At 72.2% G+C, this 25953-nt stretch carries 24 protein-coding genes; 15 read left to right on the top strand and 9 right to left on the bottom strand.

From position 1 onward, the window contains the following. Positions 1 to 11: 11 nt before the first annotated feature. Positions 12 to 1631, top strand: coding sequence for an ABC-F family ATP-binding cassette domain-containing protein (locus AC5P09_RS20905; protein ID WP_493875352.1), 1620 nt, complete (start codon positions 12 to 14; stop codon positions 1629 to 1631). A 46-nt stretch (positions 1632 to 1677) separates the two neighbouring features. Here the strand turns inward: AC5P09_RS20905 and AC5P09_RS20900 are convergent, their stop codons facing one another. Further along, positions 1678 to 2793, bottom strand: a complete 1116-nt coding sequence (locus AC5P09_RS20900; RefSeq protein ID WP_493875351.1) for a baeRF2 domain-containing protein — start codon at positions 2791 to 2793, stop codon at positions 1678 to 1680. A gap of 57 nt (positions 2794 to 2850) precedes the next feature. On the opposite strand from AC5P09_RS20900, the gene AC5P09_RS20895 reads away from it, so the two are divergent. Continuing rightward, the gene (locus tag AC5P09_RS20895) at positions 2851 to 3129 is read left to right on the top strand and encodes a DUF6158 family protein (RefSeq protein WP_053747239.1); all 279 of its coding nucleotides are present in this window, start codon (positions 2851 to 2853) and stop codon (positions 3127 to 3129) included. Between the two features lie 61 nt (positions 3130 to 3190). Here the strand turns inward: AC5P09_RS20895 and AC5P09_RS20890 are convergent, their stop codons facing one another. Genes AC5P09_RS20890 through AC5P09_RS20870 form a run of 5 tightly spaced genes read right to left on the bottom strand, consistent with a single transcriptional unit; the run spans position 3191 to position 7354 of the window. Beyond that, complete coding sequence (locus tag AC5P09_RS20890; RefSeq protein WP_493875350.1) at positions 3191 to 5296, bottom strand: catalase; 2106 nt, start codon at positions 5294 to 5296, stop codon at positions 3191 to 3193. After that, positions 5296 to 5838: a type 1 glutamine amidotransferase domain-containing protein gene (locus AC5P09_RS20885; protein WP_493875349.1), complete on the bottom strand. Its 543-nt coding sequence runs from the start codon at positions 5836 to 5838 to the stop codon at positions 5296 to 5298. The genes AC5P09_RS20890 and AC5P09_RS20885 overlap by 1 nt, the downstream gene beginning before the upstream one ends. A gap of 6 nt (positions 5839 to 5844) precedes the next feature. Beyond that, positions 5845 to 6528: a diguanylate cyclase gene (locus AC5P09_RS20880; protein ID WP_493875348.1), complete on the bottom strand. Its 684-nt coding sequence runs from the start codon at positions 6526 to 6528 to the stop codon at positions 5845 to 5847. Then, on the bottom strand, positions 6525 to 6950 hold the full coding sequence (locus AC5P09_RS20875; RefSeq protein WP_493875442.1) for a CBS domain-containing protein: 426 nt from the start codon (positions 6948 to 6950) through the stop codon (positions 6525 to 6527). The genes AC5P09_RS20880 and AC5P09_RS20875 overlap by 4 nt, the downstream gene beginning before the upstream one ends. A gap of 26 nt (positions 6951 to 6976) precedes the next feature. Next, positions 6977 to 7354 carry a DUF2795 domain-containing protein gene (locus AC5P09_RS20870; RefSeq protein ID WP_493875347.1) on the bottom strand — a complete coding sequence of 126 codons (378 nt, stop codon included), beginning with the start codon at positions 7352 to 7354 and terminating at the stop codon, positions 6977 to 6979. Between the two features lie 129 nt (positions 7355 to 7483). Between AC5P09_RS20870 and AC5P09_RS20865 the strand changes: the two genes are divergently transcribed. Further along, positions 7484 to 7669, top strand: a complete 186-nt coding sequence (locus AC5P09_RS20865; protein ID WP_493875346.1) for a hypothetical protein — start codon at positions 7484 to 7486, stop codon at positions 7667 to 7669. Here the strand turns inward: AC5P09_RS20865 and AC5P09_RS20860 are convergent. After that, positions 7623 to 9419 carry a thiamine pyrophosphate-requiring protein gene (locus AC5P09_RS20860; protein WP_493875345.1) on the bottom strand — a complete coding sequence of 599 codons (1797 nt, stop codon included), beginning with the start codon at positions 9417 to 9419 and terminating at the stop codon, positions 7623 to 7625. The two genes, AC5P09_RS20865 and AC5P09_RS20860, sit on opposite strands and share 47 nt — an antisense overlap. 256 nt (positions 9420 to 9675) lie before the next feature. Here AC5P09_RS20860 and AC5P09_RS20855 point away from each other — a divergent pair, with 256 nt between their 5' ends. From AC5P09_RS20855 to AC5P09_RS20840, 4 genes are all read left to right on the top strand, one after another. After that, on the top strand, positions 9676 to 10470 hold the full coding sequence (locus AC5P09_RS20855) for an RNA polymerase sigma factor SigF (protein WP_493875344.1): 795 nt from the start codon (positions 9676 to 9678) through the stop codon (positions 10468 to 10470). A gap of 156 nt (positions 10471 to 10626) precedes the next feature. Further along, positions 10627 to 11295: a hypothetical protein gene (locus tag AC5P09_RS20850; protein WP_493875343.1), complete on the top strand. Its 669-nt coding sequence runs from the start codon at positions 10627 to 10629 to the stop codon at positions 11293 to 11295. Positions 11296 to 11542: 247 nt separating this feature from the next. Next, the gene (locus tag AC5P09_RS20845) at positions 11543 to 12790 is read left to right on the top strand and encodes an aminotransferase class I/II-fold pyridoxal phosphate-dependent enzyme (protein ID WP_493875342.1); all 1248 of its coding nucleotides are present in this window, start codon (positions 11543 to 11545) and stop codon (positions 12788 to 12790) included. After that, complete coding sequence (locus AC5P09_RS20840) at positions 12787 to 13866, top strand: MBL fold metallo-hydrolase (protein WP_493875341.1); 1080 nt, start codon at positions 12787 to 12789, stop codon at positions 13864 to 13866. Before AC5P09_RS20845 ends, AC5P09_RS20840 begins: the two co-directional genes overlap by 4 nt. Positions 13867 to 13871: 5 nt before the next feature. Here the strand turns inward: AC5P09_RS20840 and AC5P09_RS20835 are convergent, their stop codons facing one another. After that, entirely contained in the window at positions 13872 to 14498 is a 627-nt protein-coding gene (locus tag AC5P09_RS20835) for a DedA family protein (RefSeq protein ID WP_493875340.1), read from the bottom strand. After that, positions 14495 to 15268 carry an MBL fold metallo-hydrolase gene (locus AC5P09_RS20830; protein ID WP_493875339.1) on the bottom strand — a complete coding sequence of 258 codons (774 nt, stop codon included), beginning with the start codon at positions 15266 to 15268 and terminating at the stop codon, positions 14495 to 14497. Before AC5P09_RS20830 ends, AC5P09_RS20835 begins: the two co-directional genes overlap by 4 nt. A gap of 88 nt (positions 15269 to 15356) precedes the next feature. Here AC5P09_RS20830 and AC5P09_RS20825 point away from each other — a divergent pair, with 88 nt between their 5' ends. The 8 genes from AC5P09_RS20825 to dnaK all read left to right on the top strand — a co-directional run bounded on the left by AC5P09_RS20825 (position 15357) and on the right by dnaK (position 25880). Beyond that, positions 15357 to 15788: a hypothetical protein gene (locus tag AC5P09_RS20825; protein WP_307678323.1), complete on the top strand. Its 432-nt coding sequence runs from the start codon at positions 15357 to 15359 to the stop codon at positions 15786 to 15788. Between the two features lie 84 nt (positions 15789 to 15872). Further along, a complete protein-coding gene (locus AC5P09_RS20820) occupies positions 15873 to 17972 on the top strand; it encodes a phage holin family protein (RefSeq protein ID WP_493875338.1) in 2100 nt (699 codons plus the stop codon). Positions 17973 to 18107: 135 nt separating this feature from the next. Next, entirely contained in the window at positions 18108 to 19169 is a 1062-nt protein-coding gene (locus AC5P09_RS20815) for an ATP-binding protein (protein WP_493875337.1), read from the top strand. A 66-nt stretch (positions 19170 to 19235) separates the two neighbouring features. Beyond that, positions 19236 to 21035 (top strand): vWA domain-containing protein, encoded by a 1800-nt coding sequence (locus AC5P09_RS20810; protein WP_493875336.1) that lies wholly within the window; start codon positions 19236 to 19238, stop codon positions 21033 to 21035. A 61-nt stretch (positions 21036 to 21096) separates the two neighbouring features. Then, the gene (locus tag AC5P09_RS20805; protein WP_493875335.1) at positions 21097 to 21525 is read left to right on the top strand and encodes an OsmC family protein; all 429 of its coding nucleotides are present in this window, start codon (positions 21097 to 21099) and stop codon (positions 21523 to 21525) included. 115 nt (positions 21526 to 21640) lie between these two features. Beyond that, positions 21641 to 23032, top strand: coding sequence for a hypothetical protein (locus AC5P09_RS20800; protein WP_493875334.1), 1392 nt, complete (start codon positions 21641 to 21643; stop codon positions 23030 to 23032). A 54-nt stretch (positions 23033 to 23086) separates the two neighbouring features. Further along, positions 23087 to 23845 (top strand): glycerophosphodiester phosphodiesterase family protein, encoded by a 759-nt coding sequence (locus tag AC5P09_RS20795; protein WP_493875333.1) that lies wholly within the window; start codon positions 23087 to 23089, stop codon positions 23843 to 23845. Positions 23846 to 23975: 130 nt separating this feature from the next. Next, the gene (dnaK, locus tag AC5P09_RS20790) at positions 23976 to 25880 is read left to right on the top strand and encodes a molecular chaperone DnaK (protein WP_493875332.1); all 1905 of its coding nucleotides are present in this window, start codon (positions 23976 to 23978) and stop codon (positions 25878 to 25880) included. Positions 25881 to 25953: the final 73 nt, after the last annotated feature.

Genomic DNA, 25953 nt, shown 5'->3' with positions numbered 1-25953 from the left:
AATGCGGCCTCATGGGACATCTGGAAGCCGCACACCTCGAGTACTACCTCCCCGACGGGAGGGCGCTGCTCGGCGACGTCTCCTTCCGGGTGGGCGAAGGGGCCGTCGTGGCCCTGGTCGGCCCCAACGGCGCCGGCAAGACCACCCTGCTCCGACTGATCTCCGGCGAGCTCAAACCGCACGGCGGGACCGTCACCGTGAGCGGCGGCCTCGGGGTGATGCGCCAGTTCGTGGGGTCCGTACGGGACGAGACGACCGTACGGGACCTGCTCGTGTCGGTCGCCTCGCCCCGCATCCGCGAGGTCGCGCGGGCCGTCGACAAGGCCGAACACGCGATCATGACCGTCGACGACGAGGCCGCCCAGCTCCAGTACGCGCAGGCCCTCTCGGACTGGGCCGAGGCGCGCGGCTACGAGTCCGAGACGCTGTGGGACATGTGCACCATGGCCGCGCTCGGCGTGCCCTACGAGAAGGCGCAGTTCCGGGAGGTACGCACCCTCTCCGGCGGCGAGCAGAAGCGGCTGGTCCTGGAGGCGCTGCTGCGCGGCACCGACGAGGTGCTGCTCCTGGACGAGCCCGACAACTACCTCGACGTGCCCGGCAAGCGCTGGCTGGAGGAGCGGCTGAAGGAGACCCGCAAGACGGTCCTGTTCGTCTCCCACGACCGCGAACTCCTCGCCCGCGCCGCCGAGAAGATCGTGTCGGTGGAGCCTTCTCCCGCCGGTGCCGACGCCTGGGTGCACGGCGGTGGCTTCGCCACGTACCACGAGGCCCGGCGCGCCCGCTTCGCCCGCTTCGAGGAACTGCGCAAACGCTGGGACGAGAAGCACGCCCAGCTGAAGAAGCTGGTCCTGACGCTCCGTCAAGCCGCCGAGAACAGCCCCGACATGGCGTCCCGCTACCGCGCCGCTCAGACCCGGCTGCGCAAGTTCGAGGAGGCCGGGCCGCCGCCGGAGCCGCCGCGCGAGCAGGACATCAGGATGCGCCTGAAGGGCGGCCGTACCGGCGTACGGGCCGTCACCTGCAAGGGACTTGAACTCACCGGCCTGATGAAACCCTTCGACCTGGAGGTCTTCTACGGCGAACGCGTCGCCGTCCTCGGCTCCAACGGCTCCGGCAAGTCGCACTTCCTGCGCCTGCTGGCCGGCGACACCGTGGCGCACACGGGGGAGTGGAAGCTCGGGGCACGCGTGGTGCCCGGACACTTCGCCCAGACACACGCTCACCTCGAACTGGAGGGCCGCACGCTCCTGGACATCCTGTGGAAGGAACACGCCCAGGACCGCGGCGCCGCCATGTCCCGGCTGCGCCGCTACGAGCTCACCGGCCAGGCCGAGCAGAGCTTCGAACGGCTCTCCGGCGGCCAGCAGGCCCGCTTCCAGATCCTCCTGCTGGAACTCCAGGGCGTCACCGCCCTGCTCCTCGACGAGCCGACCGACAACCTCGACCTGGAATCCGCCGAAGCCCTCCAGGAAGGCCTGGAAGCCTTCGACGGCACGGTGCTCGCGGTCACCCACGACCGCTGGTTCGCCCGCTCCTTCGACCGCTACCTGGTCTTCGGCAGCGACGGCCGGGTACGGGAGACGACGGAGCCGGTGTGGGACGAGCGCCGCGTGGAGCGGGCCCGGTAACCAGAGGTCACCGGGCCCGGCAGGCGCCGAGCGCCGCTGAGGGGGATCACTTCCAGCGCAGCAGCGCCCCCAGACCGCCCACCGGAACCTCGTGGTCGGCCGCCGGAGCCGCCGGTGTCACCGAGATCGCCGGGGCGCCCGTCGCGACCGCCGACCGGATCAGCGCGTCGTCCGCCCGGGCCGGCCAGGAGTGCTGCTCGCCGAGGATCTTCAGATCCGTGCGGCGCACCGCCAGCTGGTCGGGATCCTCGCCGATCCACACCTCGCGGTGCGCGTCGGGGCCGTCCGGCCGGATCAGCAGTTCGTCGATACGGTGCTCGCGCGCCGCCTCGACCAGCGCCGGGACGCCCTCGACCGCCCCGGCACGCCCGTCGTCGCCCGGCTCGCGGGCCGCGAGGAACCGTTCCAGCTCGCGCTCCGCCCGCTGGCGTACATGCGCGGCGCGTGCCTGCTCCACGTCCTCCTGGAGCAGCCTGCTGCCGGTGCCGTGCGGCGCCTCCACGACCCGGTCGTGCAGCCGCTTGGGCAGCCGGTCGTGCACGGTCCGCCGCTCCCGGTCGTCACCGACCAGGATCAGCAGGTCGGCCTGGGTCTCCTCCTGGCAGACCGCGAGCGCGTCCGCGATCTCGGCCGCGTTGTGTTCCCAGGTGTTCTCCACCCGCAGCTGGAAGTGCCGCTCCGACCAGTCGGTCGACCGCGTACGGTGGATTGGATACTGTCGACCGACGACCGAACCGGCATCCTGCGGTCCGAACGCGCTGCGCAGCTCGAAGTCGGCGCCCTTGCGGTCGACGTACCCGACGATGCACACGGTGTCCTCACCGGCCAGCTCCAGCAGCGGCGCGGTGTGCGGCAGCGGCGCCCAGTAGGCGCTGTTGCCGTCCGGAGCCCTTGTCAGCGGCGGATCGAGTACGACCTCGCCGGCCCGTGCGAACACGGCCCGCCCGTGCGGTTCGGAGGAGTGCTGGAGCTCGTCCAGCGCCTCCCGCACGGCCCGGCACGTCTCCTCGTCGGCGCCCTGCCCGGCCAGCTCCCGGGACACCGCGATCGCGGCCAGGTGCCGTTCATGGGGCGTGTCCTCCGTGTGCCGGGAGGTGTCGACGTACACGGAGGCCCAGGGCCCCGGATGTTCGTAGAGTGGATGCAGAAACGCGAGATCCATGGCTCCCTCCCGGGTGCCGCTTGGGGGTAGTGCTCACCGCGCGGGTACCCGGAGGGCATGAACGAACACGACGAGCGGGACATGACCATGACCGGAGTCGACGCCGCCCGGCTGGACGACCAGCAGCTCATGAAGGAGCTGGAGACCATCCACCGCACGCGCCACGACACACTGCTGTACGCCTCGAACGACGCGCTGCGGGCCCACAACGACCGCATGGCGCAGCTCGAGGGCGAATTCCTGCGCCGCAATCCGAACCGCCCGGTCGCCGCGGGCCGCACCCGTGAAGGAGCCCGGGAACGCGGCAGCGGGGAGTCGGCGACTCCCCGCTCCTGAGCGTCTCCCGATCTTCCGATCTTCCAGGGCGATCTTCCAGGGGCGTCTGGCCCGTCTCCGGTCAGTGGCGCGTCGGCGGCCGGTCCCAGTACCGGTGCGCGGCGATCGCCGCCACGAACGCCCGGGTGAACTCCTCGCTCGCGGTGCCGGGCGAGGTGTCCGTCACCACGCCCCGGTCCGTCACGACCCGGTGGAACTCGGTGGACAGCCTGACCCCTTCCGGCTCCAGCGCCGACAGGATCCCCACGCCCGAGCCGAGGGCGCCCACCGGCTTCCCGTGCCGGTAGGCGTCCCGGACGAAGCGGGCGATGTCGGGGTCGGCGGCCGTCGGCGGGGTGCCGACCGGCCCGCCCGGCAGCAGCACGGCGTCATACAGCACGGAGGCTACGGTCGGCAGTGCACGGTCGACTGTATGCAGTTCACCGTCGGTCCCCTGGATGCCGCCGTCCGTCGCCGCCAGCGCCTCCACGATCGCGCCCTCCGCGGCCAGCGCCTGGCGCACCGAGCTCACCTGCTCGGCATCGATGCCGTCGGAGACGAGGACCGCGATCTGCCGGGTGCGGATCGAGCCGTTGCCGCGCAGGGACTCAAGGCTCAGCGCGGGGGAGGAGAGCTTGGACGTCTCCGCAGGGGCCGGCGAAGGCTCCGGCACCCCGATGCCCCGCGCCACCTCGGCCGCCAAGGCGCCGTCCACCTTGGCCAGTTGCTCGACCGTCCGGGCCCGGACCGTCCTCGCGTCGACCTTCCCGAGCTCGAACCGGAAGGCCTCGACGATGTGCTGCTTCTCCCAGTCCGCCATGCTGTTCCAGAACAGCGCCGGCTGGCTGTAGTGGTCCTGGAAACTGGGGCTGCGCCGACGGATCTTGTGGCCGTCCACGCGCTCCGCGTAGTGCGTGAACGCGTGCCCGTCGGCGCCGGCGTGGGCGGGGCAGCCGCCGCCCAGCGAGTTCGGGAAGTAGTTCGTGCCCCGGTGGATCGCGCTCTGGTGGTAACCGTCGCGCTGGTTGGTCCGTACCGGCGCCACCGGACGGTTCACCGGCAGCTGGGAGAAGTTGGGTCCGCCCAGCCGGATCAACTGCGTGTCCAGGTAGGAGAAGTTGCGGGCCTGGAGCAGCGGGTCGTTGGTGAAGTCGATGCCGGGGACGACGTTGGCCGTGTGGAAGGCGACCTGCTCGGTCTCGGCGAAGAAGTTCTCCGGGTTGCGGTTCAGGACCATCCGGCCGATCGGCCGGACCGGCACCTGCTCCTCCGGGATGATCTTCGTGGCGTCGAGCAGATCGAAGTCGAAGGCGAACTCGTCCTCCTCGGGGACGAGTTGGACGCCCAGCTCCCACTCCGGGTACTCGCCCGCCTCGATCGCGTCCCACAGATCACCCCGGTTGAAGTCGGGGTTGCGGCCCTGGCACTCCTGAGCCTCGTCCCACACCAGCGAGTGCACGCCGAGCCGCGGCTTCCAGTGGAACTTGACGAACGTGCCGCGTCCCTCGGCGTTCACGAACCGGAAGGTGTGCACGCCGAAGCCCTGCATCATGCGGTAGCTGCGCGGGATCGCCCGGTCCGACATCAGCCACATGATCGCGTGCAGCGTCTCCGGCTGAAGGGACACGAAGTCCCACAGGGTGTCGTGCGCGGACGCGCCCGTCGGCATGTCGTTGTGCGGCTCGGGCTTGAGCGCGTGCACGAAGTCGGGGAACTTGATGCCGTCCTGGATGAAGAAGACCGGGAAGTTGTTCCCGACCAGGTCGTAATTGCCCTCCGAGGTATAGAACTTGGTGGCGAACCCGCGCACGTCCCGCACGGTGTCCGCCGAGCCCTTCGGCCCCTGCACGGTGGAGAACCGCACGAACACCGGCGTCTTCACCGCAGGGTCCTGCAGGAAGCCCGCGCGGGTGAACTCCGCGCAGGACTCGTACGGTTCGAAGTAGCCGTACGCGCCCGCGCCCCGCGCGTGCACCACCCGTTCCGGGATCCGCTCGTGGTCGAAGTGGGTGAGCTTCTCCCGGAAGTGGAAGTCCTCCATCAGGGTCGGCCCGCGGTCGCCCGCCGTCAGCGAGTCGTCGGTGTGGTCGACCTCCACCCCCTGGTCGGTGGTGAGCGGACCGGCGGCCGGGTCGTCCGAGCGGAACGCCTCGCGCTGGTCCTGCTTGCGGTCGTCGGGGGCTGTCATCAGGCGGCCTCCTGGGCGAACACGTCGAGGTAGGCCTCGCAGAACGCCTTCAGGTCGTCCGGTTTGCGGCTGGTGACCAGCTTGTTGGTGCCGTGGTCGCAGATCTTCACCTGCTCGTCCACCCAGGTGCCGCCCGCGTTGCGGAGGTCGGTCCGCAGGCTCGGCCAGGAGGTCAGCACCCGGCCGCGGACGACGTCCGCCTCCACCAGGGTCCACGGGGCGTGGCAGATCGCGGCCACCGGACGGCCCTGCTCGAAGAAGTCCCGTACGAAGGCCACGGCCTTCTCGTCCATCCGCAGGAAGTCCGGGTTGGCGACCCCGCCCGGCAGGACCAGCCCGCCGAAGGAGTCGGCCGATACCTCGCCCACGACCTCGTCCACGGGGAACGTGTCCGCCTTGTCGAGGTGGTTGAACGCCTGGATCTCGCCGGACTTCGTCGACACGAGCACGGGTTCGTGGCCCGCGTCCTTCGCGGCCTGCCACGGGTCGGTGAGTTCGATCTGCTCCACGCCTTCGGGTGCGGTCAGAAACGCGATGCGCATGATGGTTCAACGACCTTTCTCGGAACGCTTCTTGGTGCGCGGGGCACGCCACTTGGCCTCGTCGCCCCCCGCGCGCTTCTTCCTCGACCGGGCCGCGCGCCGGCAGCGCAGCAGCTCCTCGCCGTACGGCAGGAGCACGAAGACGCCGATAGCGGCGGTGATGCCCGCGAGATAGCCGGGCGACAGCTGCGGCCGGCGCGGTAACAGACGCCAGGCGTCCGGGTCGCCCCGGCCGCCCCGCAGCAGTGACCTGACCTGGTCGGCGTGCAGACACATCAGGGAGGCCAGCGCGCCGAACGGCAGCGACTCCAGGAAGCTGTGGATGTGCTGCTCGACCGGCTTGACCTCGCGGTCGCTGTGGACGGCTGTGCGCACGTCCCACAGTGCGGTCGCCTCGTGCACGGCGGCCCCGCCGAGCTGCACGCTCAGCAGCAGCGGGTTGACCCTGTAGCGCAGGGTCAGTGCGATCGGGAGGCCGACCTCGGCCATCATCAGTGAGTGGATGAGGGACTCCTTGGTCCCCGCGGTGTCCTCGATGCGGGTACGCCGGTGCATGACCCAGTCGGCGAGACCGGGCACGAACCAGCCGGGCAGCAGCCCGTACAGCAGGTAGCGCGTGGTCGCCTCTCCGACGTCCACGACGGTGCCCGAGGCCGCGATCTTCGCAGCCCGGTCGCGGCCCGGGCTCACAGGGTGTCCCGCCCGTCGGCGCCCCGCGCGTCGTCGGGCAGGGCCCGGCTGATGTCGGCGAGCGCCGAGTCCGGGTCCTCGGCCTCGGCGAGGTCCCCGAGGCTCACCATCCCGACCGGCAGCCCGTCCTCGACGACCGGCAGACGCCGTACGGCGTGCTCGCGCATCAGCGCCACCGCCGTCGACACCGGGTCGTCCGGGGCGACCACCACCGGATCCGGCGTGCACACCATCTGTGCGCTCACCGTCAGCGGATCCGCGCCGTCGGCGACGGCACGCACCGTGATGTCCCGGTCGGTGAGCATGCCGACGACCTGCTGTCCGTCGGCCACCAGGACGTCGCCGATGTCCTGCGTGCGCATCAGCTGCGCCGCCTCGACGAGCGAGGCGTCCGGGCGTACGGCGACGACGCCCGGGGTCATGACGTCCTTCACGAAGTCGGCCGCCACTAGGCGCCCTCCCTCCGGGTCAGCGTGCGCGCCAGTTCCTGCACGGTGGCGTAGGACTCCTTGCGCGGCAGCCGCTCCACCGCCTCGACGAGGGTGTCGGGAGCGTTCTTGCGGCGCAGGGTGTGTGCCAGTTCCACGGACGTGGCCGGGAAGGAGCTGCGGCCCAGGATCCGGGCCAGTTCCAGCCGGACCGTCTCCAGCGACGCCCCGGCCGGCGCGACGGGCCCGCCCCAGATCTCCGGATCGTCCTCGGCGGTCGGCTCCGGGTCGTGCCACTCCTCGCTGCGCGTGGGGTGGCCGGACCGGAGCAGGCCCTGCAGTTCGTGCTTCATCTCGTCGTCGCGGTGACGACTCAGCCGGTCGCTGCCTCGCTGCATGTCTCCCTCCAGAACTTCGGGGTGGACACCCGCGTACCCGAGGACCGGACAGCGACACGGGGTTTGCCCTCCCGATGGAGGGAGACCCGGCCCGCACCCCCCGCGCACAACCCTGGAAAAGGACAGGCCATGGCGTTGCTCGCTGTGATCATCCCGCTCCTCATGCTCGGCGTGGTGCTGGCACTGGGCCGCTATGAGGAACTGCTGCTACCCGAGGAGGACGCCGACCGGTACGAACCGGTCGTCGCCCCCCAGCCGGCCGCCGCCGCTACTTCTTCTCGCGGCCCGGCAGGAACTCCTGCATCTTCGCCTTGAACCCCTGCTTGACCATGGACCCGCGGTCGGCGTCGCCCTTCAGGACCGACGCGGCCGTGGCCTCCATCTGCTCCCAGGTGGCGTGCGGCGGGATCGGGGGTACGGCGGGGTCGGTGAGGAACTCGATCACCGCGGGCCCGTCCGCCTCCAGGCCGGCCCGCCAGCCCGCCTCGACGTCCTCCGGCTTCTCCACCCGGACCCCGGTCAGCCCCAGCGAGCGGGCGAACGCCGCGTACTGCACGTCCGGCAGCTGCTGCGAGGGCAGGAAGGACGGGGCGCCCTCCATGGCCCGCATCTCCCACGTGACCTGATTGAGGTCGTGGTTGTTCCAGACCGCGACGACCAGCCGCGGGTCCTCCCACAGGTCGCGGTACTTCGCCGCGGTGATCATCTCGGCCAGACCGTTCATCTGCATGGCGCCGTCCCCGACCAGCGCGATCACCGGCCGGTCCGGGTGCGCGAACTTCGCGCCGATCGCGTACGGCACTCCGCAGCCCATCGTCGCCAGCGTCCCGGACAGCGACCCGCGCATACCGGGCCGCATGGTCAGGTGCCGCGCGTACCAGTTCGCCGCCGAGCCGGAGTCGGAGGTGACGATCGCGTCGGACGGCAGCAGCGGATCCAGCGCATGGGCCACGTACTCGGGGTTGATCGGATCGGCCGACAGCTGGGCCCGCCGCTCCATCACCTCACGCCAGCGCGACACGTTGGCACGCACCGTGTCGTACCACTCGCGCCCGCCCCGGTCGGTGTCCAGCATCGGGATCAGCCGCTGAAGCGTGGCCTTCGCGTCGCCGACGAGATTCACCTCGTAGGGATAACGCATCCCGACCATGTGCGGATCGATGTCGATCTGCACGCCCCGCGCCTTGCCGAACTCCGGCATGAACTGCGTGTAGGGGAAGGACGACCCGATGGTCAGCAGGGTGTCGCAGTCCCGCATCAGCTCGTACGACGGACGCGTGCCGAGCAGGCCGATCGAGCCGGTGACGTAGGGGAGTTCGTCGCTCAGGACGTCCTTGCCGAGCAGGGCCTTGGCCACACCGGCGCCGAGCAGTTCGGCGATCCGCTCCACCTCGGCGCGCGCGCCGGAGGCGCCCTGGCCGACCAGGACCGCCACCTTGTCACCGGCGTTGAGGATCTCCGCGGCCCGCCGGAGGGACTCCTCGGACGGCGTCGCCGTCCAGGAACTGCGGTCCAGGCTGGAGGGCACCATCTTGAACTCGTGCGTGGGCGGCGAGTAGTCGAGCTCCTGCACATCGCCGGGGATGATGATCGCCGTCGGACAGCGGCGCGCGTAAGCGGTGCGGATCGCCCGGTCCAGCACGTTGGGCAGCTGCTCGGGCACCGTCACCGTCTCCACGAACTCGGAGGCGACGTCCTTGTAGAGGCTGTGCAGGTCCACCTCCTGCTGGTAGGAGCCGCCCATCGCGGTGCGGTGCGTCTGACCGACGATCGCCAGCACCGGCACATGGTCGAGTTTCGCGTCGTACAGCCCGTTCAGCAGATGGATCGCGCCGGGCCCGGACGTGGCCGTGCACACGCCGAGACGGCCGCTGAACTTGGCGTAGCCGACCGCATGGAACGCGGACATCTCCTCGTGCCGGGACTGGACGAAACGCGGCTGGTTGTCGGCCCGCCCCCAGGCGGCGAGCAGGCCGTTGATGCCGTCGCCGGGATAGCCGAAGACGTGGTCCACATCCCACTCGCGCAGTCGCTCCAGGACGTGGTCGGAGACCTTGGTGCTCATGTACGGACCTCCCGGGCATAGGGGACACACAGGTGACACGGGCAGCAGCTCTACGAGTCACCCTGCGCGTCCCCGGAAAACCTGCCCGTGTTTGCGGTCGGGGCTCGGGGGCAGGCGCATTTCCAGTGCTTCGGACCGGAGGCACGTCCGTGGGAGCGGCCCAGGCCGCCACGGCCGCGTCTGTCCGAGCCGCAGACGCCCCCTCCCCACGGTGACCGTCCATCCCAGAGCACCTCCTAGGGAGTTGCGACGCACCATGGCGACAAAAGTGAGCGCGAAGCACCACCCGCACGACGACGCACCCGACACGGCAGAGGCGTTCCGCAAGCTCGCCGAGCTTCCCCCCGGCCCACAGCGCGACACCCTCCGCGGACGGATCGTCGAGGCCTGGCTGCCCATGGCCGACCGCCTCGCGGGCCGCTTCCGCAGCCGCGGCGAGAGCTTCGACGACCTGCGCCAGGTCGCGGCCCTCGGCCTGGTCAAGGCCGTCGACCGCTACGACCCCGCACGCGGCAACGCCTTCGAGAGCTACGCCGTGCCCACCATCACCGGCGAGATCAAGCGGCACTTCCGCGACCACATGTGGACCCTGCACGTGCCGCGCCGCGTCCAGGACCTGCGCAACCGCGTCCGCTTCGCGAGCCAGGACCTGTCCCAGACCATCCCGGGCCGCCGGCCCACCGTCGCGGAGATCGCCGCGCACGCGAACCTCAGCGAGGAAGACGTCCTGGTGGGCCTGGAGGCCCTGGAGAGCTTCACCGCGCTGTCCCTGGACGCGGAGCTGCCCGGCAGCGAGGACGGGTACTCGCTCAGCGACGCGCTGGGCTCGGCCGACCCGGCGCTGGACACGGTGGTGGACCGCGAGGCGGTCAAGCCCCGGCTCGCCGCGCTGCCCGAACGCGAGCGGGCGATCTTGTACATGCGGTTCTTCGGGGACATGACGCAGAGCCGGATCGCCGAGCAGCTGGGCATCTCGCAGATGCACGTGTCCCGGCTGATCAGCCGGTGCTGCGGGCGGGTGCGGGAGCAGGTCATGCGGGACGCCGCCTGACGCCCTGGCGGAGGGCCGGTGCGGTGTCACCCGCTCGGCGGTTCCCGTCCCGCGAATGGTGTCCGGCCGCGCGCGCCCCGGCGGTGGGCGGGCTGTGATGGGTGCGGGGACACGGCGGTCGTGCCCCCGCAGCCGTCGGCCGAAGGAGCCCTCCCCATGCGCCCGAGCGCCCGTGCCCTGTCCGTCGCCGCCCTGGCGGCTGCCGCCCTGGGCATCGCCGTACCGGCCGCCCTCGCGGAGCCGGCCGCCGAGGTCAGTCCGAGCAGTGCCTCCCCGGGCGGCAGCGTCACCGTCTCCGTCACCTGCGACCCGACCGGCGGCTCCCCGCCCGACACCATCGAGGCCACCTCGCAGGCCTTCGAGGAGGGCACCGTCGCCCTGCGGCTGGTCTCCGGCCACGACGACAAGGTCACCGGCCCGGCCTACCACGGCACCGCCCGGATCGCCCCGGCCGAGGACCTCGAAGGCGAGGTGGAGGGGGTCGGCAAGGACACCGCGTGGACCGTCGACGGCACCTGTCCGGCGGCGCCCGGCGGGCAGGGCAAGCAGTGGAGCGCCACGTTCACGGTGACCCGCGCGAGTGGCAAGCCGTGCGCCACCGGGACCGGCTCGCACGGCGACTCCTGCGCCACCAACCGTCCCTGCACCGAGTCGCCCACCGACTCCTGCGAGGGGGCGGCCGTCCCGCGCGGAGTGCGGGCCGGCGAGGGCGGCGCCTTCACCGACTCGGTGCCCGCCCTGGTCAGCGGCGGCCTGCTGATCGCGGGCGCGCTGGGCGCCGCGGTGTACCGGCTGCGCCGCAAGGAGCCCGCCGGCGAGGGCTGACACCACGTAGAGCCGACACGGCCGTCGTCGCCGTCGTGTGACCGGCACAACCCGCATCGGAGCCCATGCCGGGACGGCTGTCCGGGTACTCAGAGCCCGAGGGCACGACCCGCACCACACGAACCACCGGGCATGCCGGGGCGGCGACAAGGGCAGAGACGACAAGGGCAGAGACGACAAGGGCAGAGACGACAAGACAGACAGGACAACGGCAGAGAAGGCAAGCCCCCCCACCCCGGAGGTACGTATGCCGCGGACGGACCCGGAAGGCCACGGCCCCGTCCGTTTCGGGCCGCCGCTTCCCGAGGACGGTCTGCCGGTGCTGCCCGAGCTGTCCGCCGTACTCGCCGCCGCGGCCGGCCGCGCCGGCAGCGAACCGGTCGGCGGCGGAGACGACCTCCTTCAGGCCGCGTGCGGCTACTGGGACCGGCGCGGCCTGCCCACCGCCCCCGGCCATGTGGTCGCCGCCCCCGGCTCACCCTCCCTGCTGCTCGCCCTGACCGCCGCCCTCGGCGGCGACGTCCTGGTGCCGCGGCCCTGCGCCGCCTGGTGGGCACCGTACGCACGCCTGTTGGGGAGACCCGTCTTCCATGTGGCGACACCGGCGGAATCCGGCGGTGTCCCCGATTCGTACGCCCTCCTGGAGACCGTCCGCCGGGTCCGTGAGGAAGGTGGGAACCCGCGGCTCCTCGTGCTGTCGCTCGCCGACGACCCGACCGCCACCGTGGCCCCGCCCGAGCTGCTGCACGAGACCCTGGAGGCCGCCGTCGGCGAGGGTCTGCACCTGGTCAGTGACGAGACCTGGCGCGACACCCTCCACGACCCGCACGGCACCGTGCTGCTCAGCCCGGCCGAGATGCTGCCGGGGAAGGCCACCGTCGTCACCGACCTGGCCGGAGCCCTGCTGCCGACCGGCTGGCCGGCCGCCGTCGCCCGCTTCCCCGCGGGCGAGACCGGCGACGCCCTACGCGCACGCGTGCTCGACGTGCTCACCGCGCTCGGCGCCCGCGTCGCCGCCCCGGTCGCCGTCGCGGCCGCGTACGCACTGACCGAGCCCGAGCCGCTCACCGCCCGCGTCAAGGCCGCCGTACGCCTGCACGCGCGCGTGGCCGCCGCCGCGCACACGGCCGTCGTCACGGCGGGCGCGCTGGCCCGGCCCCCGCAGTCCGGCCGCCATCTCTACGTCGACCTGGGACCTTTGAAGACCGCGCTCACCGGACACGGGGTGGGCGACGCCCAGGAACTGGAGGACTTCCTCACTGCCCGCCTCGGCATGCCCGCACCGGGCGGCCACCGCTTCGGCGACGACCTCGGGGCGCTGCGGGTGCGGCTGTCCACCGGCCCGCTGCTGGGCGCTACGGACGAGGAACGCGCGGAATGCCTCGGTTCCCCCTCACCGTTGGAACTGCCACACGTGCAACGCGCGTTGATCCTTCTGGAATCGGTCTTCGACGATCTCCGCGACGACGCTCAGCGATGGGAGCCTCCTCGATGACGCAGCAGTCCGAGTCGACCACGAGCACGCCCCGCCACGACACCGACGCTCCCGCGACGCCCACCTCCGCCACGCCCCCCGCGGCCCCCGCCTCCGCCACGCCCCCCGCGGCCCTCAGAGCGCTCGGCGAGCACCGGGTGTGGCCGCGCTCCTTCCACGACCGGCTGACCGCCCCGCTGCCCGACCTGAAGTCCATGGCCCGCTTCGCCCGCGAGGGCTCCATCCGGCCCGGCCGGGAAGGTCTCGCGGACATCCCCCGGCTGCCCTTCGAACTGGCCCCGCTGCCCCGCGTGGACGCGCGCACGATCGCCGTCTCCTGGGCGGGGCACGCCAGTTGGGTCGTGCGGATCGGCGGGCTGACCGTCCTCACCGACCCGGTCTGGTCCCGCCGCATCCTCGGCACCCCGGCCCGCATCACCCCGGTCGGCATCGCCTGGAGCGACCTGCCACGCGTCGACGCCGTCGTCATCAGCCACAACCACTACGACCACCTGGACGCCCCCACCCTGCGCCGACTCCCGCGCGACACCCCGGTGTTCGCGCCGGCCGGGCTCGCCCGCTGGTTCCGCCGCCGCCGGTTCACCGACGTCACGGAGCTGGACTGGTGGGAGGCGGCCGAACTGGACGGCGTCCGCTTCGACTTCGTGCCCGCCCACCACTGGTCCAAGCGCTCCCTCATCGACACCTGCCGCACGCTGTGGGGCGGCTGGGTGCTCACCGCCCCCGACGGACAGCGCCTCTACTTCGCGGGCGACACGGGTTACGGCCACTGGTTCGCCCGCATCGGACAGCGTTACCCCGGCATCGACCTCGCCCTGCTCCCCATCGGCGCCTACGACCCCCGCTGGTGGCTCAGCGACGTCCACTGCGACCCGGAGGAGGCGGTGCGCGCGGCGCAGGACCTCGGGGCGCGGCGCATGGCGCCCATGCACTGGGCGACGTTCGTCCTGTCGGCGGAGCCGGTGCTCGAGCCGCTCACGCGGGTGCGGGCGGCCTGGGAGAAGGCGGGCCTGGCCCGGGAGGACCTGTGGGACCTGCACGTGGGAGGTTCCCGGATCCTCGACCAGGGCCTGTAGCGGCACTAGGCCCTGGCGGTCCGGCGGACCCTGCGCCACGCACTCGGCGCCGCGCTGATCACCACGGTCAGCGCGACCGCCGCGACCACGCCCTCCCAGGGCTCGCTGAACAGCGACCCGCCAAGGATCCCGATCAGCTGGTACGTCACCGCCCAGGCGAGGCACGCCGGAAAGTTCCCGCGGGCGAACCTGCGCATCGGCCACTTCGCCATCAGACAGGCCAGCATGACCGGGATCCGCCCGGCCGGCACCAGCCGGGACAGCACCAGGACCGCCACACCGTGGTCGGCGAGTTTCTCCTGCGCCCGCCTGAGCCGGTCCTCGGGGGCGCGCGAGCGGATCGCCTCCAGCCAGCGCGAGCCGTTCTTCGACCGCATGCCGCGCCGCCCCAGCCAGTACAGGGCGATGTCACCGAGGAACGCGGCCGCCGAAGCCGTCACGAACACCAGCGCCAGCGCGAACGGCGCCGTCTGGTGAAAGGCCACCACGGCCGCCGAACTCACCAGCGCCCCCGTCGGCACCACCGGCACCAGCGCCCCGAGCAGCACCAGCACGAACAGCGTCGGATACCCGATCGCCTGCTGCGTGGACTCCGGCGTCACAGCCGTCGAGGCGGCGGTCACCCAGCTCACCGGGCGACCTCCAGCCGCACGCTCTCCCCGTGCCCGAGCCGGTGCACCGCCACCTGCGGTGCCCGCTCGGCCGCGAGGCGTACGAACTCGTGGCCCGGCGCGTGGAACTCGTGCGGGCGCACCGCGTCCATCCCGATCGGCCAGTACGTGCCGTAATGCACGGGCACCGCACTGCGCGGCGCCAGCCGGACCAGCGCCTCCGCGGCCCGCCCCGCGTCCAGATGCCCCTCACCGAGGTAGGGTCCCCAGCCGCCCACCGGCAGCAGCGCCACGTCGACAGGTCCGACCTCCTTGGCCATCTCGTCGAACAGGCCGGTGTCCCCGGCGAAGTAGGTGCGGCCCTCGCCCTCCACGACATAGCCGAGGGCGGGGGCGTGGTGCGGTCCGAGCGGCAGCCGCCGGCCGTCGTGCCGGGCGGGCACGACCCGTACCACCAGGTCACCGACCCTGATCTCGTCACCGGGAGCCACCTCGCTCACCCTCAGATGCGCGAGCCGGCGCAGCCCCGGTACCGCCCGTGGTGCGCCCCGGGGCACGAGCAGGCGCGTGACCGGGGCGAGCCGCGCCAGCGAGGGTACGTGCAGATGGTCGGCGTGCAGATGGGACACCAGCGCCACGTCCGCGCGCCAGGCGCCGGGCGGCGGCAACTCCCCGCGACGGCGCCGGAGATGAGCCAGACGGCGGGCGAACAGAGGGTCGGTGAGCACACGTACGTCCGAATCCGTGACCGTGCAGGTGGCGTGACCCCACCAGGTGATCTCCACCGGCACCTCTTTGCCTCCTTCGCGCGACTCCCCGAAGCCTACGGGCAGGAGTAGGGTCGGCGGCGAAACCCGGAGGTGAGTGAGGGGGGACTCCATGGGAGAGGTTCGCGGTGCACCGGTCGGCCGCCCGCCGTTGCGGGTCACGGCGATCGCCAGCCTGACGCCCCTGGAGGAGCTCGACGACGACCCCTTCCTGGTGGACTCCCGCAGCCAGCACGCGATGTGCGCCCGCTGGGCCGCCGAGCGGGGCTACGTCGTCACCCGGGAACTGCTCGTGCACCGGCTCCGTCCCGACCACGGTGTCCTGTGGGAGGGCGTGCGGCCCGGCCGCGACGTGTTCGTCGCACCGAGCCTGCGCGTCCTGCAGAGCGCCCTGTCGTCGGTCGACGAGTTCACCGCCGAGTGCGCGCGACGCGGGGTGCGGGTCGAGACGGTGGGGCGCGCGGAGCCCGCGTACGACGCCCAGATGAAGGCCCGGGTGCACCGCAGGCTGTCGATGCCGACGGCCGGCTACGACGGGCGCTAGCGGCACCACGAGGAACCTGTTCGGCCGGGCCCGTATGACAGGCTTGCCCCGGGCCCGCACCGATGACGGGCCGGGACGTGAGGTGTGCTGGGCGTGCGTGCAGGGCGGTGGCGGCGGGTCGCCAGTCAGGTCGGGCGGAGCGTCACGGTGTGGGCCGTGTCCACCCTCACGATGCTCGTACTGGCAGGCATCCTGCCCGATTTCCGGATCCAGTCCGTCGACGGCGACAGCGCCACCCGGATCGCCGTCACCGCCGCGTTCGGGGCGGGCGCCTTCGGTCTGCTGTCGGCGCTGGTGTGGCCACTTCTCGTACGGCTGCTGCTGCTCGTGCCCGCGCTGGTGCTCGGGCTGCTGGTCTTCTTCCTCAACGGCGGGCTGCTGCTGATCGCACTGCGTGTCAACCCGGCCGAGCGGGGCGACGCCGCCCCGGAGACCGCGGTCGTGGTCGCCGCCGTGATGTCGGCCGTGGCCTCCGCCACCGGTGCCGCCCTGGCCGTGCGCGACGACGACGCCTACCGGCGCCGCCTGTACCGTCTCGCCGACCGCCGCCGCAGGGGCGGCGCGGCCTGCCCGGCCAGTCCCGGCACCGTCTTCATACAGCTCGACGGCGTCGGCCACGACATCCTGCTCGACGCCGTCGACCGCGGAATGCTGCCCACCGTCGCCCGCTGGCTCGGCGCCGCCCCCGCCGACGCCGGCGGCCGTCGCCGGCCCACCCACCGGCTCACCCCGTGGCGCACCGACTGGTCCAGCCAGACCGGCGCCAGCCAGCTCGGCATCCTGCACGGCAGCAACCACGACATCCCGGCCTTCCGCTGGTACGAGAAGGACCGCCGCGAGGTCATGGTCTGCAACCGCCCGACCAGCGCCGCCGAACTCCAGCGCCGCGCCGTCGAGGCCACCGGCGACGGCGGACTGCTGACCGTCGACGGCGCCAGCCGCGGCAACCTCTTCTCCGGCGGCGCCGACGAACAGGCCCTCGTCCTGTCCATCGCCGGCCGCCGCAGCCGCGAGAACCGTTCCAGGTCGGGCTACTTCGCCTACTTCTCCGACCCGGCCAACGCCGTGCGCACCGCCCTGTCCTTCTTCGCCGAGGCCGCCCGGGAGATCGGCCAGTCCACCCGGTCCCGGGTGCGCAAGGTCCGCCCCCGGGTCTCCCGTGGCGGCCTCTACCCCTTCATCCGGGCCTTCGCCACCGTCGTCGAACGCGACGTCGTGGTCGCCGCGGTCATGGGCGACATGCTCGCCGGACGCACGGCCGTCTACGCCGACCTGGTGGCGTACGACGAAGTGGCGCACCACTCCGGGCCGTTCAGCCGCGATGCCGAGAAGGTCCTCGAACGCCTCGACCGTTCGCTCGCGTTGATCGAGAAGGTCGCCGAGCACGCCCCGCGCCCGTACCGCATCGTCGTGCTGTCCGACCACGGCCAGAGCCCCGGCGAGACCTTCCGCACCCGCTACGGCCTCACCCTCGGCGACCTGGTCCGGGCCGGCTGCGGGCTGCCCGTGCCGCGCCGGGCGCGACGCACCCACAGCGGCGCCGAGGCCCGCGCGGCCGTACGCGCCGCACTGCACCGGCCCGTCGAGGAGGGCGGCGAACAGCACCGCCCCTCCAGCCGCCGCTCGGAGCCGATCGTGCTGGCCTCCGGCAACCTCGGCCTGGTGTCCTTCCCGGACGTACCGCACCGGATGAGCAAGGAGGAGATCGACGCCCGCCACCCCGCCCTGCTGACCACGCTCGCCAACCATCCCGGCATCGGCTTCCTGCTGGTGCGCAGCGAGGAGCACGGCGGGGTCGTCCTCGGCCCGTTCGGCGCGGAGATCCCCCTGGACGAACTCGACGACAACCCCGGCCCGCTCGCCGACTTCGGGCCCGGCGCCGCCGACGCCGTCCGCCGCACCCACTCCTTCCCGCACACCGCCGACATCATGGTCAACTCCTGGTACGACCCCGCCGAGGGCGAAGTCCTCGCCTTCGAGGAGCAGATCGGCTCGCACGGCGGCCTCGGCGGCGCCCAGGCCAAGGCCTTCCTGCTGTCGCCGCTGGCCCTGTCCGCACCCGACGAGGACGGCACTCAGCTCGCCGGGGCCGAGCACATCCACCGCGTGCTGCGCCGCTGGCTGCGGGAGACGGACGGCCCCCAGGTCCCGCTGGCGGCGCGAGAGGACCGACGCGCCGCCTGAAACCGGGGCCCGTTGAAGGGGCTTCGCCCGCCGAATAAATGGGCTGCGCCCGCCTGCTGCCGCGCCCACACTGTCCGTACCGGGCGTCGCGCACCAGTACGCCCCGCCCTCTCGAACACCCCCAGGAGTCACTACTTGCAGGCAGCCGTCACCGTCACGCCCTCCCGCATCCCCGAGCTGCTGCTCGGTCTCGCCACGGTGCGGCCGGTCTTCGTCTGGGGCGCCCCCGGCATCGGAAAGTCGTCCCTGGTACGGGAGTTCGCCGAGTCGCTGGGCCTGGAGTGTGTGAGCCTGCTCGGCACCCAGCTCGCCCCCGAGGACCTCATCGGCGTCCCGCAGATCCGCGACGGCCGCTCGGTGTTCTGCCCGCCCGAGGCGATCGCCCGCGACGAGCCGTACTGCCTGTTCCTGGACGAGCTGAACGCGGCCACACCGGACGTCCAGAAGGCGTTCTACTCGCTGATCCTGGACCGCCGTATCGGCACCTACGAACTGCCGAAGGGCTCCATCGTCATCGGCGCCGGCAACCGCGCCACCGACAACGCCCTCGCCCGCCCGATCGCCTCCGCGCTCGTCAACCGCCTCACCCATGTGCACCTGGAGGCCTCCGCCAAGGACTGGCTCGTCTGGGCCGCGGGCAACGGCATCCACCCGTGGATCCTGGACCACCTCACCGACCGGCCCGACCACCTGTGGTCCAAGCCCCCGAAGACCGAGGAGCCGTTCTCCACGCCCCGCTCCTGGCACATGCTCTCCGACGCCCTGCACTCCTTCGGGCCGGGCCTCGACGAGCAGACCCTGAAGGTCCTCGCGCACGGCACGCTGACGCCCGCGCACGCCACCGCGTTCTGCGGCTACGCAAAGATCGTCCGCAGCCGGTTCGGCATCGAGGCGATCCTCAAGGGCGACGCCCGCTGGCCGGGCCGCCTCGAGGACCGCGACCTGCTCTACTACCTCGCCGAGTCCTTCCGCGGCCGCCTCGTCAAGGAACTGCCCGCGAGCAAGGACCACATGTCGGCGAACGGCCGCCAGACCGCGTACCGCGCCAAGTCGCTGCTCGTGCAGCTCGCCGAGATCTCCGTCGAGGTCGCCCAGAGCGTCATCGCCTCCGGCGCCGACGGCAACCCCGTCCTGCCCGCCTGGTTCCTCATCGAGGCCGCCCGGGACATGCCCCGGCTGGTGGAGGCGCGACGATGAGCCGGGCCGCCGCGCGGACGGGGGCCTGCCGGTGAGCCGTACGCGCGAGAACGCGGAGGCCCGCGGATGAGCCGCGGCCGCAAGCAGGGCGAGCCCAAGAAGGACCCGGCCGCCGAGGCGTGCGCCGACGGCGTGCGGCTGGCGATGGCGAACCCCGCGCTGGCCGCCATCGAGGCCAAACTGTGCCGCGAGAAGGAGTGCGCCCTGGCTCCCCGGCACGGCCTCGCCCGCGTCACCTCCAACGGCACCGTGCACCTGCACCCCACCCGCCTCGCCGAACCCGAGGAATGGGCCTGGGCCATCGCCCACGCCCTCATCCACCTCGGCTTCGGACACGTCCCCGCCGCCACCGGCGAACGCGTCCAGCCCGACCGCCACGACCTCGCCGCCCGCTGCACGGTCGTCAACCGCTTCCTGCTGACCGTCCCCGTGGGCCGGCCCCCCGACGACCTCCCGCTGTCGTACCCCGGCGGCGACGAGGAACAACTCGCCGCGAGCTGGCGGCGGACCGGGATCCCGGGCGCGTACGAGCACTGCGGCACGGCCGCCTCAGAGGCGGACCAGCTGCTCCTCCCGTGGAGCAGGTGGGGCGGCCAAGTTCCGGACTGGCAGGTCGCGTTCGCGCACGCCCTGACCCGCACCATGTCCACCGCCCTGGACTTGGCCGGCGGCCGCCGCGACTCCATGACCGGCGGCCCCACCCGGCTGCAGCCCTGGGAACGGGCCCTGAGCTGGTTCGTCTCCTCCTACCCGCTGCTCGGCGGCATCGCCGCCGGCATCACCCTCGTCGCCGACGCCGAACTCGCCCGCGCCCACGGCATCTCCGTCGCCGCGGTGAACCCCGAGGCCGGCGAGATCTACATCAACCCCCTGCGCCGGTTCGACGACGAGGAGTGGCGCTTCGTCCTCGCCCACGAGATGCTGCACGCCGCCCTGCGCCACGGCGACCGCTGCGGCACCCACGACCCGTTCCTCTTCAACATCGCCTGCGACTACGTCATCAACGGCTGGCTGAGCGAGATGCAGGTCGGCACCATGCCCGAGGGCCTCCTGCACGACCCGGAGCTGAACGGCCTGTCCGCGGAGGAGGTCCACGACCGCATCGCCCGCGACCTGCGCCGCACCCGCCGCCTGGCCACCCTGCGCGGCAAGGGCACCGGCGACATCCTCGGCGGCCCGCTCGGCGCGCCCCGCGACTACGTCGACCTCGACGAGCTCTACCGCCGGGGCCTGGCCCGCGGCCTCGACCTGCACGAGCAACAGGCCCGCGGCCACCTGCCGGGCGGCCTGGTCGAGGAGATCCGCGCGCTCAGCCATCCCCCGCTGCCCTGGGACACCCGACTGGCCCGCTGGTTCGACGAGTTCGTACCGAGCCCGCAGCCCGTACGGACGTACGCGCGCCCCTCCCGCCGCCAGGCGGCCACGCCCGGCATCCCGCGCGCGGGACGGTACTTCCCGCCCGAGGAGATCGCCCGCTGCACCTTCGGCGTCGTCCTCGACACCTCCGGCTCCATGGACCGGGTGCTGCTCGGCAAGGCGCTGGGCGCGATCGCCTCGTACGCCGAGGCCCGGGACGTACCGGCCGCGCGGGTCGTGTTCTGCGACGCGGCCCCGCACGACGCCGGCTACCTGCCGGTCACGGACATCGCGGGCCGGGTACGGGTGCACGGCCGGGGCGGCACCGTGCTGCAGCCCGGCATCGACCTGCTGCACCGCGCCGACGACTTCCCGCCCGCCGCACCGGTCCTGGTGATCACCGACGGCTGGTGCGACGTCCTGCGGGTGCGGCGCGAGCACGCCTATCTGATCCCGCAGGGGGCCAGGTTGCCGTTCAGCGCCCGTGGACCGGTCTTCCGCGTGAGTTGAACAGGAGCGTGATCTATGGTGTCCGAAAACCCGGTTCCGGGACCATAGGAAAGGACTGACCGTGGCCACCACGCGCTCCGCACACACCGTCTGGGAAGGCAACCTGCTCGAGGGCAACGGAGTCGTCACCTTCGACTCCTCCGGCGCCATCGACGAGCAGCCGGTGACGTGGGCTGCCCGCACCCAGGAGGCGAACGGCAAGACCAGCCCCGAGGAGCTGATCGCGGCCGCCCACTCCAGCTGCTTCTCCATGGCGTTCTCGCACGCCCTCGCCGGGGCCGGCACCCCGCCCACCAAGCTCGTCACCTCCGCCGACGTCACCTTCCAGCCGGGAGAGGGCATCACCGGCATCCACATCACCGTCGAGGGCACCGTGCCGGGCCTTGACGAGGACGGCTTCGTCGCCGCGGCGGAGGACGCCAAGGTGAACTGCCCCGTCAGCCAGGCCCTGAAGGCCGTACCGATCACCCTGTCCGCGAAGCTCGCCTGACCGGACCGGCACACCACGACCGTCGCGCGGGCGGCCCCACCCGGGGCGGCCCGCGCGACGGTCGGTTCGTGACCGGGCGGACGGGTATCAAGACGACGGTGTCGAAGGGAACGTGATGGGACCGGGAACATCCAGCGGATCGGCGGTACTCGACTCCGCCACTCGTGAACTCACCCGCGCGGTACTGCTGTTCAGCCTGGCCGGCCGAATGAGCCCGGACGGATCCCGGCTGGGCGCCCTCGTCGACCGCTACGACTTCGGCCGCTTCGAACCGCACCTGAGAACCAGCGAGAAGGTGCTCCCCGTACCGGTCCTGGCCCACCGCGCCACCCCGGACGACCTCCACCTGCCGCACGGCAGCCACGGCCTGGACCTCGCCTCCGTCGACATCACGGTCGTCGCCACCCCGCGCGGCGACGTGACCCTGGTCCTCGACTGCCAGTTCGCGGCCGACACCGAGCCCGCCGCCCTCGCCGCCTGGCTCGCGGACACCTGCTTCGAGCGCGCACGCATCCGCCTCGGCGGCAGACCGCTCCTCGACGTCCTGAACGAGCGGCTCACCCTGCCCACACCGCTCGCCTACGGCCAGAACGTGCACCAACTCGTCTTCCCCGGCGGACGGTTGCTGCACCACCTGCTCGCCGACGGCGTCGACGACGCGTCCCGCCGGCCAAGCCTGCTCAACAAGATCCTCTACCGCGGCAGGATGCCGGCGACCCACACCCCCGACCTCGACGCCACCACCCCTCCCAACCTGCGCAACCACGGCGTCACCCTCTCCGCCCACGGCCGCGGCGTCTGCGTCCAGGCCGGCTGGGCCCCGCACGTGGAGAACGGCCTCACCCTGGTCGCGCTCGGCATGATCTCCGCGCTCGCCACCCTCCAGCGCACCCGCCTCGCCGCGTTCGAGACGATGCGCGCCAACGAACAGGCCCTGACCGACTCGCCGTACGAGATCCGCTCCCTCATCTCCCGCCTCTCCGCGGGCGTCAACGAACTCCAACTGGACCTGGCCTTCGGCGTCGAGGCCTACGTCGACAGCCTGCTGATCCCCGAAATGCTCATGGAGAGCTTCCAGACCTCGCTGCGCGACGCCCTCGGCATCCGCGACAGCCTCGACAACTCGGCCCGCATGGTCGAGCGCCTCACCTCCGTCATCAGCGCCCGCTCCGCCGCCCTGGACGCCGAACTCGCCGAACGCGACGACCGCCGCGACCGCACCGTCTCCGCCCTCGTCGCCGCGGCCACCCTCATCGCACTGCCGCCGACCCTGCTGCTGACGTTCTTCGGCATCAACGGCACCGACGTCCGCGCCGACCGCTCCATCCTCGACCTCGGCGAGTACGGCACGGCGTACGCGCTGGCCTGGCTTCCCTTCGTGGTCCTCGTCCTGATCGGATACGTCCTGCTCAGGCGGGTCAGCCGACGCTCCGGCCGGCTCCTGTCACCGCCCGACGGCCGCCCGCCCGCGCCGGTGCCGCCGCCCCGATCAGCGGCCGGGAGCTGACGCGATCATGTGCGGCTGCGACTCGACCGTGTCCCTCCGGGAGGTGACCTGACCATGCCGCGACGACCCGCCGTGTCGGCCCACCGGGGAGGATCCGAACGCGCCGCCGCCGCCACCTGGGCGGCGTACGAGGACGCGCTCGCCTCCGGCGCCGAGTGCGCCGAGTTCGACATCCGGCGTACGGCCGACGGCGTCTTCGTCGTCTACCACGACCCCCGGGTCGCGCACTCCGGGCCGCTCCTGTCGCGGATCACGCACGCCGAGCTGAGCGACCGCGCCGGATACGCCGTACCGGTCGTCGAAGAGGTCATGTCCCTGATCGCCGGGAAGCTCGTGGGGCACCTGGACCTGAAGGAAACGGGCCACGAGCGCGAACTGATCGACCGGGCGATCGCCCTGCTCGGCACGGACGGCTTCGTCGCCACGACCCTGGAGGACGCCTCCGTCGCCGCCATCAGGCGCGCGTTCCCCGCCGTGCGGACGGCCCTGTCCCTGGGCCGCGACCGCACACAGATCGCCCCGGCCCGGCTGGCACGGACCCGGCTGAGTGAACTGCTGCCCATGCGGCGGGTCCGCGCCTGCGGCGCGACCGGGGTCGCCGTGCACCAGGCGCTGGCGCGCGCCAACGTACTGCGCGAGGCGGCCCGGCACGGCCTGCACACCATGGTCTGGACGGTCAACGAGGACGCCCCGATGCGCGCCTTTCTCGCGGACCCGCGCGTGGACGTCCTGATCACCGACCGGCCCCGGCGGGCGGTCGCCCTCAGGGGCGGGAGGCAGGACGAGCGCGCCCTGGGGTACCCGTCCGTTTGACAGGAGCCCTCCGATGACGAGCTGACAAGCCCCACCCATTGACAAGAACGCACTCAAGTTTTGTGCTGGAGTGCGGGAAGGCTCCCTGGCGGAAGGCCCTGGCGGAAGGCCCTGGCGGAAGGGGACAGCGATGGGACGTGCGGTCGGAATCGATCTGGGCACCACGAACTCGGTGGTGGCCGTCCTGGAGGGCGGCGAACCCACGGTCGTCGCGAATGCGGAAGGGGCCAGGACCACACCGTCGGTCGTGGCCTTCGCCAAGAACGGCGAGGTGCTCGTCGGCGAGGTCGCCAAACGGCAGGCCGTCACGAACGTCGAGCGCACCGCGCGCTCCATGAAGCGCCACATGGGCGACGCGAACTGGCGCTTTCCCGAGCAGGGCGCCGTCGACGGCAACCGCTACCGGGCACAGGAGCTGTCCGCTCGGGTGCTGCAGAAGCTGAAGCGCGACGCGGAGTCCTACCTGGGGGAGGACGTCACCGACGCGGTGATCACCGTCCCCGCCTACTTCGACGACGCCCAGCGCCAGGCCACCAAGGAGGCCGGGGAGATCGCGGGCCTGAAGGTGCTCAGGATCATCAACGAGCCCACGGCCGCCGCTCTCGCCTACGGCCTCGACCGGGGCGAGGAACAGACCGTCCTCGTCTTCGACCTCGGCGGCGGAACCTTCGACGTGTCGCTGCTGGAGATCGGCGACGGCGTCATCGAGGTCAAGGCGACCAACGGCGACACCCACCTCGGCGGCGACGACTGGGACCAGCGGGTCGTCGAGTACCTGGTGAAGAAGTTCAAGGGCCAGTACGGCATCGACCTCGGCAACGACAAGATGGCCCTGCAGCGGCTGCGCGAGGGCGCCGAGAAAGCCAAGATCGAGCTGTCCTCGTCCTCCGAGACCACGATCAACCTCCCCTACGTCACCGCCTCCGCCGAAGGCCCCCTGCACCTCGACGAGAAACTGACCCGCGCCCAGTTCCAGGAGCTGACCGCCGACCTCCTCGACCGCTGCAAGACCCCCTTCCACCAGGCGGTCAAGGACGCCGGCATCAAGCTCGCCGCGATCGACCACGTCATCCTCGTCGGCGGCTCCACCCGCATGCCCGCCGTCACCGACCTCGTCAAGGAACTCACCGGCAAGGACCCGCACAAGGGCGTCAACCCCGACGAGGTCGTGGCCGTCGGCGCGGCCCTCCAGGCGGGCGTCATCCGCGGCGACGTCAAGGACGTCCTCCTGCTCGACGTCACCCCGCTGTCCCTGGGCATCGAGACCAAGGGCGGCATCATGACCAAGCTCATCGAACGCAACACGACGATCCCCACGCGCCGTTCGGAGATCTTCACCACCGCCACCGACAACCAGCCCTCGGTCGGCATCCAGGTCTACCAGGGCGAACGCGAGATCGCCGCCTACAACAAGAAGCTCGGCGTCTTCGACCTCACCGGCCTGCCGCCCGCCCCGCGCGGCGTCCCGCAGATCGAGGTCGCCTTCGACATCGACGCCAACGGCATCATGCACGTCTCTGCGAAGGACCTCGCCACCGGCCGCGAACAGAAGATGACCGTGACCGGCGGCTCGGCCCTCCCCAAGGACGACATCGACCGCATGATGCGGGACGCCGAGCAGTACGCCGAGGAGGACCGCAAACGCCGCGAGGCCGCCGAGACCCGCAACCAGGCCGAACAACTCGTCTACCAGACCGAGAAGTTCGTCCGCGAGAACGGCGACAAGGTCCCCGCGGACACCAAGTCCGAGGTCGAGTCCGCCGTCGCCGAGCTGAAACAGCTCCTGGAGCAGAACGCCGAGACGAACGCCCTGCGCACCGGCGTCGAGAAACTCGCCTCCGTCAGCCAGAAGATGGGCCAGGCGATGTACGCCCAGGCCGCCGGCGGCCAGACCGGCACGGAGAACACGGACACCGGCGGCCGGGACACCTCGTCGCAGGACGAGGAGGGAGTGGTGGACGCGGAGATCGTCGACGACGACAAGGACCAGGGCGGTCGGCAGGACGGGAGGGACGAGAAGGGCGGGGCGGCCTAGGGGGTGTTTCGAAAGTCCCGCACAGCACCCACGGCGCCCGGCACGCACCCTCGCCGCACCGGCCAAAGACCCA

This window comes from Streptomyces sp. a15, assembly GCF_059026085.1.
Note: the sequence above shows the minus strand (reverse complement) of the source record. Positions and strands in the feature narration are given on the sequence as shown.

Excerpts from the sequence above, each read along its gene's own strand:
- AC5P09_RS20890 (WP_493875350.1), bottom strand. The coding sequence starts at position 5,296 with ATGACAGCCCCCGACGACCGCAAGCAGGACCAGCGCGAGGCGTTCCGC.
- AC5P09_RS20905 (WP_493875352.1), top strand. The coding sequence starts at position 12 with ATGGGACATCTGGAAGCCGCACACCTCGAGTACTACCTCCCCGACGGG.
- AC5P09_RS20810 (WP_493875336.1), top strand. The coding sequence starts at position 19,236 with ATGAGCCGCGGCCGCAAGCAGGGCGAGCCCAAGAAGGACCCGGCCGCC.
- dnaK (WP_493875332.1), top strand. The coding sequence starts at position 23,976 with ATGGGACGTGCGGTCGGAATCGATCTGGGCACCACGAACTCGGTGGTG.
- AC5P09_RS20850 (WP_493875343.1), top strand. The coding sequence starts at position 10,627 with ATGCGCCCGAGCGCCCGTGCCCTGTCCGTCGCCGCCCTGGCGGCTGCC.
- AC5P09_RS20895 (WP_053747239.1), top strand. The coding sequence starts at position 2,851 with ATGAACGAACACGACGAGCGGGACATGACCATGACCGGAGTCGACGCC.
- AC5P09_RS20875 (WP_493875442.1), bottom strand. The coding sequence starts at position 6,950 with ATGACCCCGGGCGTCGTCGCCGTACGCCCGGACGCCTCGCTCGTCGAG.
- AC5P09_RS20795 (WP_493875333.1), top strand. The coding sequence starts at position 23,087 with ATGCCGCGACGACCCGCCGTGTCGGCCCACCGGGGAGGATCCGAACGC.
- AC5P09_RS20840 (WP_493875341.1), top strand. The coding sequence starts at position 12,787 with ATGACGCAGCAGTCCGAGTCGACCACGAGCACGCCCCGCCACGACACC.
- AC5P09_RS20885 (WP_493875349.1), bottom strand. The coding sequence starts at position 5,838 with ATGCGCATCGCGTTTCTGACCGCACCCGAAGGCGTGGAGCAGATCGAA.
- AC5P09_RS20865 (WP_493875346.1), top strand. The coding sequence starts at position 7,484 with ATGGCGTTGCTCGCTGTGATCATCCCGCTCCTCATGCTCGGCGTGGTG.
- AC5P09_RS20900 (WP_493875351.1), bottom strand. The coding sequence starts at position 2,793 with ATGGATCTCGCGTTTCTGCATCCACTCTACGAACATCCGGGGCCCTGG.
- AC5P09_RS20825 (WP_307678323.1), top strand. The coding sequence starts at position 15,357 with ATGGGAGAGGTTCGCGGTGCACCGGTCGGCCGCCCGCCGTTGCGGGTC.
- AC5P09_RS20870 (WP_493875347.1), bottom strand. The coding sequence starts at position 7,354 with ATGCAGCGAGGCAGCGACCGGCTGAGTCGTCACCGCGACGACGAGATG.
- AC5P09_RS20800 (WP_493875334.1), top strand. The coding sequence starts at position 21,641 with ATGGGACCGGGAACATCCAGCGGATCGGCGGTACTCGACTCCGCCACT.
- AC5P09_RS20860 (WP_493875345.1), bottom strand. The coding sequence starts at position 9,419 with ATGAGCACCAAGGTCTCCGACCACGTCCTGGAGCGACTGCGCGAGTGG.
- AC5P09_RS20855 (WP_493875344.1), top strand. The coding sequence starts at position 9,676 with ATGGCGACAAAAGTGAGCGCGAAGCACCACCCGCACGACGACGCACCC.
- AC5P09_RS20845 (WP_493875342.1), top strand. The coding sequence starts at position 11,543 with ATGCCGCGGACGGACCCGGAAGGCCACGGCCCCGTCCGTTTCGGGCCG.